The organism is Lysinibacillus sp. 2017 (assembly GCF_003073375.1).
GTDB lineage: Bacteria > Bacillota > Bacilli > Bacillales_A > Planococcaceae > Solibacillus.
The window spans coordinates 738066-752606 of sequence record NZ_CP029002.1 but is presented as its reverse complement, the minus strand read 5'-3'; the positions used below and the strand labels follow the sequence as shown (position 1 = coordinate 752606).

Genomic DNA, 14541 nt, shown 5'->3' with positions numbered 1-14541 from the left:
AATAGTAGGTGTTCCCCTGCTATTTCTTAGAAAGACATATCTTACTATTTAAAATAAAAGAACAATATCTTTCCAAAAACGATAAAATACTCGATTATTTTATCGACGTACATTTTATACTCTCATCTATTTTACTTCATTCACTGCAAAAAAATCAGCAAATGCCTCTTCTACACCCTGAACGAAGGAATCCCCGTAATTCCCATTTCCCTCGATGTTAAATAAAAGCGTTGTTAATTCTTCTGCAAAATTAGTTAATTCAAATTGACCATCTTCTAGTCGTAAAAATGGTTGTTGTTTTGATAAAATCATCTGTTGCAACTGTGACCAATTTTGTTTCGTGAAACTTACGTAACTATACGCATTATTCTCTTCTATGATATAAAGAAACCCTTCATTATCCGAGTCAACAATAACTTGACCTGTTGACTGTAATTGGCTAAGTTGTTTCTTTTCATTTAAAATAAAATGTACTGCATTATGTATGATCTCAAACTGATCAACTGTATAGACATTTCGCACTGAATAGAACTCCTTTTTTAAAAACATTCTCTTCACATTTTACCATATGAAAGCTTTGGATGCAGAATGGTTTTATGGAAATGATACAACAAAAAATAGTAAGGGTGATTAAGTTGAGTCAAGAAATTGAAATTGAATTTAAAAATTTATTAACAAAAGAGCAATATGAGCATTTACTACAAGTTTTTTCAATCGATGCTGCTCAAATTCATCGTCAAACGAACCATTATTTTGATACACCCCAAAATCATTTACAAAAACTAGCGAGCGCTTTACGCATTCGTGAGTTACGTGATTCGATCCAATGTACATTAAAAGAAAAAACGGCCGAGCACCAGCATTTAGAAACGACTGATTTGATTTCAAAAGAACAAGCAAAAGCCATGCTTAACGGCGGTGAAGTAATGTCGCCCTCTGTAAAAGCAAGACTAGAACATTATGCAGTCCCACTTGATGCGTTACATTGTTACGGAACATTGACAACAGACCGTGTAGAAATCCCTTTTCAAGGGGGGTTACTTGTTTTTGATCATTCTTTTTATTTGCAGTGTGACGATTATGAGGTAGAATATGAAACAAATGATGAAACATTTGGAAAAAATGTTTTCTTACAATTTTTAAACCAGCATAATATTGAGCCGAAAGCAGCACCAAAAAAAGTTGTGCGCTTCATAACGGCCTTAAAAAACCAGAAAGGCTAGGTGCTTTCATGGATATCACATCAATGAAAACGTTGTTAGAGTTACAAGCGATGCAAAATTTAGGAACTTCAAATGATTCAAATTCAAGCACGCTTTCTTCAAACTCAACACTTTTTTCTGAACTAATTAATGATTTAATGAATGAACAAACGACAGGCACATCAAGCACTTTAAACGGCTTAGGTGATGTCGGCACATTACAACAATTAATGGATTCAATCCAATCGAACGGTTCTGAAACAAATTCAAATTCTGCAAATAGTTACATCGCATCATTCTTGTTAAACAACTCTGGCAATTCTTTGTTAACATCAAATGTTACTACGACAAGCGAGGTTGAGGAAACACCCAACTTAGAACAATATGCGAAGGATTACACAGGTAAAACCGCGTACACAAACCTTTTAGCTGGGGCTGAACAATACAGCGCTGAAATCGCAAAAGCCGCGAAGACGTATAATATTCCTGAAAAGCTAATCGCTTCTGTTATGAAACAAGAATCGAACTTTAATACAGATGCCAAAAGTGGTGCTGGGGCATCAGGCTTAATGCAATTAATGCCTTCTACTGCACGCTATTTAGGGGTTAATGACAGTTTCAATCCAGAGCAAAATATTATGGGCGGGGCCAAATATTTACGTCAAATGTTAAATCAATTTGACAATAATATTGAAACCGCACTTGCAGCCTATAACGCAGGTCCAGGAAACGTCAAAAAATATGATGGCATTCCACCATTTAAAGAAACACAAAACTACGTTAAAAACATTTTAAATTACTATAACGCCTAAATAAAATGCCCTTCAAAAATTTTTTGCAGGGCACTTTATTTGTTAAAATTACGCTACGTTGCTAGAATAATTGTATCGCCTATAAAAATGTTTCATTACATACAGTGAAAAAACTAGTTAACTTATAGACGAAGTAAGACACAAAGGGGTAAAACAAATGAATCGAAAATATACGATTCCGTATGAGGAACTCGGCGCTGAAAAGCTTTCTGAATTAATTAACGCGTTCTACTCTCGAGTGGCGAAGCACCCTTTATTAATTCCTATTTTCCCTAAAGATTTAACGGAAACCATCCGTAAACAAATTCAATTCCAAACGCAGTATCTTGGCGGACCAGACCTTTTTACAGAAGAACATGGTCATCCGATGATGCGCGCTAGACATATGCATTTTAAAATTACACCCGACCGTGCCCAAGCATGGCTTGAATGTATGGCAGAAGCAATGGACGAAGTAGGCCTAGACGGCAAATTCCGTGAAGTGTACTACAAACGTCTTTTAATGACTGCTCACCATATGGTCAATGCCCCCAATGATGAGGAGGGATTTGAGTGAATAATGTCCAACTTTTACAGCAACCAATAACACCTTCTGCATGTAATAAACCGATTGAGTTATATATTTTTATTGACCCCCTTTGCCCAGAAGCCTATGCAATGCAAATGACATTACGTAAGCTTCAAATCGAATATGGTCATTATTTTACATGTCGATATGTACTGAGTACGGAACTTTCTGCACTAAACTGCATGACGAACCGTATGAAGGGCTGTGTTACAGGAGCAGAATTGGATATTACGCATCCAGCATTACCTTCTATCGCGATTAAGGCAGCTGAACTACAAGGGAAACGTGCAGGATTCCGCTATTTAAACAAAGTACAAGAAGTAGCGGCGCTCAAAACACGCAACATTAATTCACATGCAACATTGCTTGCCATTGCACAGCACGTTAACTTAGATATGAATGAATTTACAACAGATTTTGGCTCGAAAGAAGCAGCACGTGCGTTCCAAGGTGATTTATATTTAACTCGCGAAATGGAAGTCGAACAAATTCCAAGTATTGTCTTCTTTAATGAATGTATTGAAGATGAGGGGTTAAAAGTAGGTGGCTCTTACAATTACGAGGTGTATGAGCATATTTTAAGAGAACTTCTCGATGAAGAATTGATTCGCCAACCCCTTCCTGGACTGGATGAACTATTTGATCGTTTTTCGACAATGACAACAGCAGAAGTGGCCGAGATCTATTCAATCAATGAGCAAGCCGCAGAGCGCGAACTAAAAAAACGTATGCTGCAACAAAAGGTGGAACGTGTTATGACAGACGATTTGACACTATGGCGTGCAAAATCAACTGAAACCAACCGAGCAAGTAACATGAGTGTTTAATTCCTGCTTCATAAGCAACACAATCATACGCAGTTGTAATCATATAATCTATTACTTTGGTCCCTTCATGAATGAAGGGGCTTTTTTAATGGGGATTTTAGGATTGTCGTGGTGTCCCCCTTTTTCTAATAAAGTGAGATTAAAGTGGGATCTGTTTGGCAGGCAAAGCACAAAGTCATAGAGACATATTTCACGTATCTCTGGGGCTATTCTCTGTGCTCTGTAGAAGGCCCGTCAATACAAAGAAAGTCTATCTAGCTACGCTTACTCGTATGTAACCGATATTCCCAATTGAAGCCGCTACTAATCGAAGCTTGCCAAACAGCCGAGTAATCATAGACGGTAAAGTAAGCCGATAATGTCACTCCAAATAAAATTGCTATCACAATGAAGCTTGCTAGTAAACTCGCTAGACCTTTATTTAATAAAAGTTTTCGACCCTTTTTAGTTGGATATATGACTAATTGTGTGCTCTGTTCGAACTCATAATTTGTAATGAACGCTGTCAACAGAACAACAAGCAATACCCCTTCAACTGCCAGTGTTTTCATATTCGTACGAAAAAGCTCTGAATGCATTCTATAATTACTTAAGAAAATTCATTGCTTATATTCGTTCGTAGCGACAATTTCATCATAACGACTTTCCCACCCATCAAACTCTGTTACCATTTTTTCTCAAGCCAGCTTGGCAGTGAATAGAGCTGGAAAAAGGCATCTTTTTCTTCGCTTAAACTAGCAAACCTGTTAACGACAATAGCTACAAACACATAAAGCATGGGGCCGCCAGATTTATACGGATTTACAACGTTAAGCGAAAATAATGTTATCAACAATGCTTTTTGGACGTTCTTACTTAATATTAAATTTGGTATCATTGGAAAAAGAAAAAGAGGTGCTATTTATGAAAATATCAGAAGCATATGGAAAAGTAATTATAGATGGCTTCGAGTTTTACGGTCAACTTGAGGAAAATAAATTTTGTTCACAATGCAAATCTAACTTAGTTTATTATGAAAAATTTGATACATATTTCTGTCCTAAATGTAATAGTTGGACTGAATCAAAATGTAGTGACTCTCATTGTAAATATTGTCCTAACAGACCAGAATATCCTCTACCACTTAAATAGCAATTTAGGAGAATTTAAAAACTTAAGAGAAAAATGTCCCTAAACGCCGCTTTGAGTGCTTATTTACAGACATTACCTAATATAAGTGCGGATTGTAAAAAAGCTTATGTACCTGTCTTTCACTTTATAAATAAAATGACCTCCATTAAAGCCGTTTTACTCCAAAAATTCATATATAAAAATAAAAGGGTTTCAATATTTAGGAGGGAATATAACTATTATGGCACGATAATAATTAGCAAAAGAGGCTCATACGTGGAAAAAATAAATACAATTATTGATTTATTAAAAAATAATTCTTTAATCAGCACAGATTTAAAAGCAGAAAATCTAAATAGTGGTACTACAAATGGTGTTTTATATTTACTACTTGTCGATAACAAACCAACATATGTAGTAAAAATGGATATAGCAAATATAATAAAGCCGACGCAACAATTTCTTACTGCTTATAGTGATACGAGCCTACTACCTAATATTATTTACACAGATCCAGAAGAACAATTTATTGTGTATGACTACATTGCTGGAGAAACACATTTTAATCGAAGTTCTAAAATAGACTGGATGACAATTTTAATAAAGCAACTATTTGATAAATACACTAAGGTAGATGAAGCTACTCCTTGGGGAAGAATAAACGGTACTTCTAGAAGCAGTTGGTCTGATTTTAATCAAAGTAGTCTAGAATATGCGCAGCAAAATATAGGAAATGTTCTTTCAGTAGAAGATCATAAAAGGGTAGAACTTTTAGTAAATAAGTTAAAGGGATATAGCCAATTGGAAGAAAAATATTATTTACATGGAGATACTGGCGTACATAATTTTGTTTATTTAAATAAGCAATTAAAAGGTGTGATTGATCCCTCACCATTAATTGGACCAAAAATTTATGATTTTACATATGCATTTTGTTCATCACCAGACAATCTAGATTTGAATACGTTGCTTACATTATTTGCAATGTGGAACAGTGATGTTAGCTATACCGAGGAAAGACTTTTAGATGAGGTAATTTTTCAATTATATACACGTATAGGAATATGTATTAAAGTGCATCCACATGATTTGCCAGAATATATGGATGCATGGGAACGATATAAAAAATATTTACCAAATAATTGAGTGTAACAACTAAGTAATTTTTTCTTAGTAAAGGAGTATAAGCCTAAATAAAATTTATATTTGAGCGTAGTTTAAAACCGCCTTTAACTATGTTACGGAGAACCAAATCATAAGTGAAGTTGTACTGCGAAAAATAATTTTAAAGAGGACTGTTCGATTCACTTGTTCTGAGTGGCTGTAACGTATAAATAAATCTCATTCAAAAGTTACCAAACGTCGGTTTGGGAAGGTTATACTTCAACTAACGCAGCAGTTTAGTGGAATAAGAAATCATTTCAGGGAACACTAAAATGAGGTGTATTCAATGAAAAAATACGTGTTCTTATTGTTAGTGTTTATTTTCTTTGTAGTTCCAAAAAGTAATAGTGCAACAAATGAAGGATATGAACTGGTTACGAAGCTACCCAACGAGAATATAGAATTGTACGCTAAGAAAATGAACGGTTTATATCGGGAATTTAAACTTGATTTCAAAGGAGATACTTACTTCAGACCTTTTTGGATAAATGTTACGAATCCTACCTATGCCCCAAAACTTTTTTACGAAGATATAAACAAAGATGGAACCAAGGAATTAATCATAACTTTAACAAAAGGATATGGTACTGGTGTACTAGATGAAGAAGTGTATGTCTATAAAAATAAGAATGGATTATTTGATATCATTGTCGATAATCCTTTAGCAATTATCAATAAAAACGTAAAAACAAAATTAACTATTGAAAAAGCAGAAATCATTTTGGGAGACAAAGTAACCATTATTGAAACTAAGTCAATAGAACCGTCGCATTTATTTGAGGATATAAGTTTCGGCAATATTATTGATTATGAAGTAATTAACAAAAATCTTATGGTCAGAGTAAGTGGTCAAATTTCACCAGCGATGTTTGTTGGAGATATTATCATTACTTATGAATACCGTGATAAAATGTATCAAGCGAAAGCAATTGAGTTTATAACCGACAATAGTAAAAACCCTTTTTATGGTCCAGTGAAACATTAAGTGATATTCAACTAACGGGGGCTTTAGTGTAACAGCATTTCGAAATGTCCCCAAATCTCGCTTTGGGAACCATTAAAGGAATCTATTGACCTCTTCTAGAAATATTAATATAACAACTTAGGAGGTGTTTAAATGTCTAAAAGAAAAGAAACACCAGAACAGACAAGAGAGCGTTTATATCGAGAAGAACAAAAAAAGAATCCTGCTGGAAATTTTAATGACAATCTTAATCGCACACAAGCAGGTATGCCTAATACTACTGGAATGAGTATTAAAGAAATCGGTGTATTAATTCTAATCATTCTTGTTATTTTTATTGTATATAGTATTTATAAGTCATTCTAAAAACGTTCCCAAATGAAAGCTGAACTGCACCCCAATTGTTAGTAGTGTCTAACAATTGGGGTGCAGTTCAAGGGCGCTTTGGTAACTAGGGTATACTTCAACTATCGTTGCAGAATATTGGTAATTCTTCGAGATTTTCTAGAGGGTTTGGGATTGTAGTGACTATTGAATTTTCAATGGATTTTTTTGCACATTTAATTCATCCACTTTGCTTACTTAAATTTTTTATTATCTACTGTAACAGGATTTTCCCAATCATAAGTAACAATGAACTTGTTATCTTCTTCATTAAAAATGGTCATTTTACCTGTTTTTTCAACATTGCGCTTACCAATTGTCACAAACATTGTATATGCGATTTCGAAATTATTATCTTTTTCTTTGATAGTATCAATTTTGACATCGTTTAACTTCACATCAGTTTGGTTTTCAGTGGCAAAGTGATTTGGAAAATTAAAGATTCCGTTCTTTACATGTTTTTCATATACTTCTTCATTTACGTAAGGTTTTACGTCCTCTAAAAGCTTTGAATAGTCTGTCGGGTTCTGTGAATCTGCTGTATAAATTATAGTTTTATACTCTTTTAAAAAAGCTTTTATATCATCTTCACTTACACTTTTATCTTTTTGACAGGCACTCAATCCAATAACCGAAATGACCATCAACAATAATAAAGTTAATTTTTTCATCATGCATTCCCCCTTCATTGTATTTTACCTAATCATATATTTAAATGCACTTCTATACAAAATAACGTTCCCAAATAAAAGTTTGGGAATACCAATAAAAGCTCAAAATACTGTTAAATCAGTATTTTGAGCTTTTATTTTGATATAACGATTATGCATGATTTTATACATGACACATAAAGCATTGATATAGCACCATTTCCCGCATTTTTTGCCAAGCTTTAAATTATGGATCTTGCATAAATTCTTGGATATTTTTTCACCTTCTCCTAAAAAACTGATACTTGACTCCCCAAGATTAAATGAATGCAGTTATCCAAATTTACTTACCAATACTAAAACAAACTATTGATAATCCTTTTTTGCTATGTTTAATGGGTTACATATTGATTTGGCAAGCCTAGCCTGCCAAATCCACATTCACTTTTATTTTACGAACTCTATATTAGAAAAATAACTAGCTATGATAAATCCCTAGAAAAACAAAAGAGGCGCCCCTATCTTCATCAGATAGGACGCCTCTTTTTTCACAAAGGGGATGGGAGAAATGTTCACGTTCAAACAAAGGGGTGTATGTTTGTTATGTGATTTATTTCACGTTTATTACTCTATCACGGAATAATAATTGTTGCAACGAATCGAGCATTGTTTCACAAATTCGACATATAGTAAGCGTTTCCATAGAAATGAAAGCGTTTTAATAAGGTTTAACATTCTTATAAACGAAAAAAACCTTCAAAACCATTGATACACAACACTTCATAATACATCCAAATTTTTTCAAAAACTTTCATAAATCAAATATCCACTACCATAAATAGCCACCATTCTCCAGAAATTCATGGTTAACGAGAAAAAAACGCACCTAAGCTAGATGCGTTTTCATTATCAATTAATTATTTAATAATAATTTTTCAAGCTCATTTAATTTTTCTTCGAATACTTGGCATGCAAGTGCAATTGGCTCTGGAGATTCCATATCTACACCAGCTGCTTTTAGTACTTCGATTGGGAAGTTCGAGCAACCTGCTTTTAAGAAATTGTTAATGTAACGATCTACAGCTGGTTTGCCTTCTTCTAAAATTTGTTTGCTTAACGCTGTTGCAGCAGATTGACCTGTTGCATATTGGTACACGTAGTAGTTGTAATAGAAGTGTGGAATACGTGCCCATTCAAGCCCGATTTCTTCATCTACTGTTACTGCGTCGCCAAAGTATTGTTTGTTTAAGTCGTAGTAAATTGACGTTAATTTTTCTGCAGTTAATGCTTCGCCTTTTGCGTCCATTTCATGAATGATATGCTCAAATTCAGCGAACATTGTTTGACGGAATACTGTACCGCGGAAGCCGTCTAACCATTGATTTAATAAGTAGATTTTCTTCTTATCGTCATCTAATGTTTTCATTAAGTGATCGAATAATAACTCTTCGTTACATGTAGAAGCTACTTCTGCAACGAAAATTGAGTAATCTGCATATTGGTATGGTTGGTTGGCACGAGAGTAATAGCTGTGCATCGAGTGACCAAATTCATGTGCTAATGTGTATAGGTTGTTAATGTTATCATGCCAGTTCATTAATACATATGGGTTTGTACCAAATGTACCTGAAGAGTATGCCCCGCTACGTTTTCCTTTGTTCTCAAGCACGTCTACCCAACGGCTATCCAACCCTTTTTGTACGGTTTCTTGATATTCTTTACCAAGTGGTGCGAAACTTTCTACCATTGTTTTCTTCGCATCTTCATACGCTACTTCCATTTTCACTTCTTTAACAAGTGGTGTGAATAGATCGTACATATGCAATTCATCCACGCCTAACACTTTTTTACGTAGCTCTACGTAACGGTGTAAGGCTGGTAAATAATCATGAACTGTTGAAATCAATTGATCATACACTTTTTCAGGGATGAAGTTGTTGCTAAGTGCTGCATGACGCGCTGAATCGTAGTTACGAATTTTTGCTGATGCGTTATGTGCTTTTACATTACCAGCTAACGTAGAAGCAAATGTATTTTTAAATTGACCGTATGTTTTGTAAACCGCTTTAAACGCAGCTTCACGTACTTCACGGTTATCACTTTCTAATTGCATGATGTAGTTACCATGTGTTAATTGGATTTCTTCGCCGTCTTCCCCTTTAATTTTCGGGAATTCTAAGTCAGCATTGTTTAAAGCGCTGAATGTTGAACCAGATGCACCTGATACTTCAGCCATTTGTGCAAGTAGCTCTTCTTTGTCAGCAGATAATATATGCGGACGACCTAAGTTCACTTCTTTTAAGCTTTGTTTGTAAAGTGCTAGTGGTTCATAACTTGCTGCGTAGCTATTTAAAGTCGCTTCATCTAAAGCTAGAATTTCTGGAGTAATGAATGACCATGCTGCACCAACTTTTGCTGCTATTGAACGAACGCGGCCGTCTAAATCTTGGTATTTTCCATCCGCTGTATCTTGATCATGTTTTAAATGAGAGTATACGTATAATTTGTTTAAACGCTCATACATTGCATCACTATATTGTAATGTGTTATATAAGCTTTCCGCGCTATCCGCTACTTTGCCTTTGAAGTTTGCTGCCTGTTCAGATAGTTTTTCAACTTCTTTTAACTCTACTTCCCAAGCTTCATCTGATTCAAAAATCGGTGTTAAGTCCCATGTTAATTGCTCTGGAACTTCATTACGCGTTATTACTTTTTTCGCCATTTTATATGCCTCCTAATTATTCCGAAGTTCGGAATTATAAGTCTATTTAAACAATTCCATTAACCAAATGCAACCAATTGGTCGTAAAGTAAATGAATTAATTGCTCTTCCAGTATATCACTATGCACATTTTCAATAGCCAGTTTTTTTAGAAGTTCTAAATAGTTATCGACCGCTTGTACCATTTGTTTTCCTTCATCTAATTTCGCCCACTTTAAAAAATAAGGAATGGACTTTAGATGCATCGATTGCGGCGTTAACTCGTGACATTGTAGAAAATAAAATAATAATAGTTGCCACTCTACATTGGGTACTGGAAGTGGTGCAGAACACTCAACAGGAATGCCGATAAAATGAGGGAGTTTAAAAATGGTACACTGCATTTCATAAATGGCTCGTAAAAATGAATCATTTACACCCTTCTTACTTAAGAATAACCGAGAACGAAGCGTTGTATTACGAATCATCAGTACTTTTGTAAAAATCATTTGAAATGTTTGTTTTGACATTACTTTCGGAATAAAAAATGGGAAGTTTTGCTGCGTTAATGGTAACTCTTGAATGACGCCAAAATATTGCAGACCTTGAATCGGTATTAAATTACTGACATAGTAAAACATTTCACGTTGGACATCATAGGTTATTAAATAGTGCTGCTTTTTATACGTTTGAATAAATTGTGCGTTTGTATGATTGATGGAAATTTTCGTTATACCTACAGTTTTAAAGTGGGCATTTGGAGTATGGAGGAGCCAAACGGGGTTTATATTGACAACTTGATAGCCATTTGTACGATTTTGAAATAGCGGCCCAGCAATTTTACTGCATTGAAACTCGATAGCATATTGCTCGTCATCTTTTGTCACAAGCAAGTCAGGGCGTTGTTGAATTTGCGGTAAATAGGGCTCTACAACTGTTGGAAGTTGAAGCCTTGTAAAAAGCGAATACAGTTGCTGCTTTCCGAGTAGGTGGGCTGCGGATTCTCCTTCTGAAAAAAAGGAATCACAGGCATTATTCTTCAAATGGGCAAAATGAGGAATTTTAATCGTCCCTATTTTTAATAGTAGAGGTTCTTTACATTGCGGGCAAAAAAATGGATTCGTTTCTTTTAGTTGTCTTAAATCATCGTGTGACATTTCGCGCTGAAGCTGAAAAAGTTTTTGCTCTTTTGTTATAGCTACTAACAACGTCATCCCCCTTTTTACTTTATGGTAACGACAATGCCAATCGCTTTCAACTTACGTAAAATAACTACTGCGAAACTTTCTTTTTGACGACAGAATAACTTGAACTTTTTGCAGAAAAAAAGACTGCCCATTTCGGACAGCCTTTTCATCATTTAAAAATAATTAACAATAGTTTCAAAGCAATTTTCAGCAATAATGACTTGTGCATATTCTTCTAAACGATGAAGTGTCACTTTTGAAGCCGGTAAATATTCACTGCATAATGCGATCACATTTTTGGCTTCATTTAAGTCCATCTCTTTTAAATCAACGAATAAATAGTAGTCATCTTCCCATTTATAAAGTGTCGATTTTACATCTAATTGTACTGCACGTGTTGCTAATGGAACTAAATCATCAATATCTTTAAAGCGGAATCGCGCATTTTCAATTGGCTCATCTTCTTTTATTGCTTTGCCGAGCGAGTTAAAAATCGACTCTTCCATTTCGTTTAATTGGTCTGCTATATGGAAGTCGTCTTCGAAAGCGCCTACCATAGATGAAGTTTCGGAATCATTATTGACAGATGCACGTGTGACAACGACCTCTAAGCCAACTTCTGATGCATTGATATGAATCCAAATCGGACCATCTAAATCGAAATAATCGTCTGTATTCACATCACCAATGACATCCCAGAAAAGCTCTTCACCTTTAGCGCGATTGTACCAAATCTCTTCACGACTATAACCGCGGTCTTCGATATCACTATACGTTATAAAAAGTTTTAACGTATTTTCATTAATGCGTTCGATGTCCATTTGACCTCAACTCCCTTCACAGTCATTCATAGAGCTACGTGCTATTTTAAAAAAATAGTATTTCACTTAAAGTATGCTTCACTTCATGTTGCTCTATAACATCTGAACTAAGTACGTTTCGAAATTCTAGAAACGTATCTATAACTCTATTGTATGATGGATTGCATTAAAATGAAAAGGAAAAACATTGTAGAAATAAAATTATTTGAATACTTGAAATTGTATTGCGCCTTATTAACGAAATCAAGTGGCAATTGCCCTTTCATCATTTATGAAAAATGGTACTTTCACACATAAACAAAGAGAGCTGTAGGCATAGTGTTTAATTCTTCAAATAAAGTGGTCATTCGGGTGTACCAATTGGGCGGGCGCAGCACACATTCACAAAGCCTCTTTCGGTCTTCTAATGAAAAGGTTATTCAGGTGTAGTCATTTGGCGGGTTCTTCGCACGCAAGCCGCACAGTCAAGATAATGTCACAATCCGTTTGTTGTGACATTATCTTTGTGACGAAAGCGAAGCGACAGTCACAATTTAATAGACTATATAGAAGGAGTTTAAAAGACCCGCCAATACTTGGTGTATCCATTTTCCTTTTGCTTGTATTCACGTGCTGGCGCTTACTGTGGTAGGCGCCAGTCTTTTTATTGGGTGAATCTTTTTATACAGTAGGGTTTATCATAGTGAATTCATCCTTTGTTATAGGGGTGATTCGGGTGTTTCGTTTGGGCTGGCGCAGCACACATTCACAAAGCCTCTTTGCAAGAGTCTCTGCGAATGTTCTTTGTGCTGTGTGTAAGGCCCGCCCATTCAAGGTGTATCCATTTTCCCTTTACTTGTATTCACGTGCTGGCGCTTACAGTGGTAGGCGCCAGTCTTTTTATTAGGCGAATCTTTTATACAGTAGAGAAAGTTTAAGTGGATCTGCCTTTTATTAAAGTGGTTATTCAAGCATAGTCATTTGGCAGGTTCTTCGCACGCAAGCCGCACAGTCAAGATAATGTCACAATCCGTTTGTTGTGACATTATCTTTGTGACGAAAGCGAAGCGACAGTCACAATTTAATAGACTATATAGAAGGAGTTTAAAAGACCTGCCAATAGAGGGTGCATCCATTTTCCTTTTGCTTGCATTCTCGTGCTGGCGCTTACTGTGGTAGGCGCCAGTCTTTTTATTGGGTGAATCTTTTTATACAGTAGGGTTTATCATAGTGAATTCATCCTTTGTTATAGGGGTGATTCGGGTGTTTCGTTTGGGCTGGCGCAGCACACATTCACAAAGCCTCTTTGCAAGAGTCTCTGCGAATGTTCTTTGTGCTGTGTGTAAGGCCCGCCCATTCAAGGTGTATCCATTTTCCCTTTACTTGTATTCACGTGCTGGCGCTTACAGTGGTAGGCGCCAGTCTTTTTATTAGGCGAATCTTTTTATAAAATAGGTAAAATCACAATGTATTTATTTATCATCTAAATACTGTGAACTCATTTATGTAGAGTTTTAGTAGAAAAGGCAATCCTGCCATTATAGAATATAAGGCTTTGACAACTATTGAACCTTATCTATCCATATATTCATCCCTTTACAAAAAGAGAATCTGTGACAGTCCCTTTCACACTTAATTCAACGGACTCGCTATAAAAGTAAACGGCGCCTTTGCTCGTCAACAGCGCCGCCCCCGAATACATGCAAAAGTAGAATGGATTAGCCTATGATTTTGCTGGCCTAGCATACCGCAACAGTATCAGTAGTAGGGACACGTACCACGTGACCCTGCTGCTGATATGCGGTCGCCTGCCAAAAAACGATACACTTTCAAAGCATCTCTATTAGAAGATGACTAGCTCTGACAATCCCTTCAACTCACAAAATTCGACGGACTCACTTTAAAAGTAAACGGCGCCTTTGCTCGTCAACAGCGCCGCCCCTGAATACATGCAAAAGTAGAATGGATTAGCCTATGATTTGGCAGGCCTAGCATACCGCAACAGTATCAGTAGTAGGGACACGTACCACGTGACCCTGCTGCTGATATGCGGTTGCCTGCCAAAACCCAATACACTTTCATAACATCTCTATTAGAAGATGACTAGCTCTGACAATCCCTTCAACCTACCAAATTCAACGGACTCGCTTTAAAAGTAAACGGCGCCTTTGC

General features: G+C 35.8%; 15 protein-coding genes. 8 read left to right on the top strand and 7 right to left on the bottom strand.

The features are described 5' to 3' along the window. Positions 1 to 126: 126 nt before the first annotated feature. Entirely contained in the window at positions 127 to 522 is a 396-nt protein-coding gene (locus tag DCE79_RS03235) for a UPF0738 family protein (protein ID WP_108711686.1), read from the bottom strand. 113 nt (positions 523 to 635) lie between these two features. Between DCE79_RS03235 and DCE79_RS03230 the strand changes: the two genes are divergently transcribed. From DCE79_RS03230 to DCE79_RS03215, 4 genes are all read left to right on the top strand, one after another. Next, a complete protein-coding gene (locus DCE79_RS03230; protein ID WP_108711685.1) occupies positions 636 to 1223 on the top strand; it encodes a CYTH domain-containing protein in 588 nt (195 codons plus the stop codon). A 23-nt stretch (positions 1224 to 1246) separates the two neighbouring features. Then, positions 1247 to 2014 (top strand): lytic transglycosylase domain-containing protein, encoded by a 768-nt coding sequence (locus DCE79_RS18895; RefSeq protein WP_234417324.1) that lies wholly within the window; start codon positions 1247 to 1249, stop codon positions 2012 to 2014. A gap of 157 nt (positions 2015 to 2171) precedes the next feature. Further along, positions 2172 to 2570 carry a globin domain-containing protein gene (locus DCE79_RS03220; RefSeq protein WP_108711683.1) on the top strand — a complete coding sequence of 133 codons (399 nt, stop codon included), beginning with the start codon at positions 2172 to 2174 and terminating at the stop codon, positions 2568 to 2570. Then, positions 2567 to 3409: a DsbA family protein gene (locus DCE79_RS03215; protein ID WP_108711682.1), complete on the top strand. Its 843-nt coding sequence runs from the start codon at positions 2567 to 2569 to the stop codon at positions 3407 to 3409. Before DCE79_RS03220 ends, DCE79_RS03215 begins: the two co-directional genes overlap by 4 nt. Before the next feature lie 254 nt (positions 3410 to 3663). On the opposite strand, the gene DCE79_RS03210 is transcribed toward DCE79_RS03215, so the two are convergent. Further along, positions 3664 to 3960 carry a hypothetical protein gene (locus tag DCE79_RS03210; protein WP_159083046.1) on the bottom strand — a complete coding sequence of 99 codons (297 nt, stop codon included), beginning with the start codon at positions 3958 to 3960 and terminating at the stop codon, positions 3664 to 3666. Positions 3961 to 4073: 113 nt separating this feature from the next. After that, entirely contained in the window at positions 4074 to 4286 is a 213-nt protein-coding gene (locus DCE79_RS18430) for a hypothetical protein (protein ID WP_135841967.1), read from the bottom strand. On the opposite strand from DCE79_RS18430, the gene DCE79_RS03205 reads away from it, so the two are divergent. The 4 genes from DCE79_RS03205 (at position 4286) to DCE79_RS03190 (ending at position 7013) form a co-directional block, all read left to right on the top strand. Continuing rightward, a complete protein-coding gene (locus DCE79_RS03205; protein WP_234417323.1) occupies positions 4286 to 4540 on the top strand; it encodes a hypothetical protein in 255 nt (84 codons plus the stop codon). The genes DCE79_RS18430 and DCE79_RS03205 overlap by 1 nt on opposite strands. Before the next feature lie 255 nt (positions 4541 to 4795). Continuing rightward, positions 4796 to 5665 carry a hypothetical protein gene (locus DCE79_RS03200; protein WP_135841968.1) on the top strand — a complete coding sequence of 290 codons (870 nt, stop codon included), beginning with the start codon at positions 4796 to 4798 and terminating at the stop codon, positions 5663 to 5665. A 304-nt stretch (positions 5666 to 5969) separates the two neighbouring features. Further along, entirely contained in the window at positions 5970 to 6668 is a 699-nt protein-coding gene (locus tag DCE79_RS03195; RefSeq protein WP_108711678.1) for a hypothetical protein, read from the top strand. A 132-nt stretch (positions 6669 to 6800) separates the two neighbouring features. Continuing rightward, positions 6801 to 7013, top strand: a complete 213-nt coding sequence (locus DCE79_RS03190) for a DUF6366 family protein (RefSeq protein WP_108711677.1) — start codon at positions 6801 to 6803, stop codon at positions 7011 to 7013. 212 nt (positions 7014 to 7225) lie between these two features. On the opposite strand, the gene DCE79_RS03185 is transcribed toward DCE79_RS03190, so the two are convergent. The 4 genes from DCE79_RS03185 to mecA all read right to left on the bottom strand — a co-directional run bounded on the left by DCE79_RS03185 (position 7226) and on the right by mecA (position 12390). Next, on the bottom strand, positions 7226 to 7702 hold the full coding sequence (locus DCE79_RS03185) for a hypothetical protein (RefSeq protein ID WP_108711676.1): 477 nt from the start codon (positions 7700 to 7702) through the stop codon (positions 7226 to 7228). Between the two features lie 892 nt (positions 7703 to 8594). Beyond that, complete coding sequence (gene pepF / locus DCE79_RS03180) at positions 8595 to 10403, bottom strand: oligoendopeptidase F (protein WP_108711675.1); 1809 nt, start codon at positions 10401 to 10403, stop codon at positions 8595 to 8597. Between the two features lie 59 nt (positions 10404 to 10462). After that, a complete protein-coding gene (locus DCE79_RS03175; RefSeq protein ID WP_159083045.1) occupies positions 10463 to 11590 on the bottom strand; it encodes a competence protein CoiA in 1128 nt (375 codons plus the stop codon). A gap of 152 nt (positions 11591 to 11742) precedes the next feature. Further along, a complete protein-coding gene (gene mecA, locus DCE79_RS03170; RefSeq protein ID WP_108711673.1) occupies positions 11743 to 12390 on the bottom strand; it encodes an adaptor protein MecA in 648 nt (215 codons plus the stop codon). Between the last annotated feature and the right edge of the window lie 2151 nt (positions 12391 to 14541).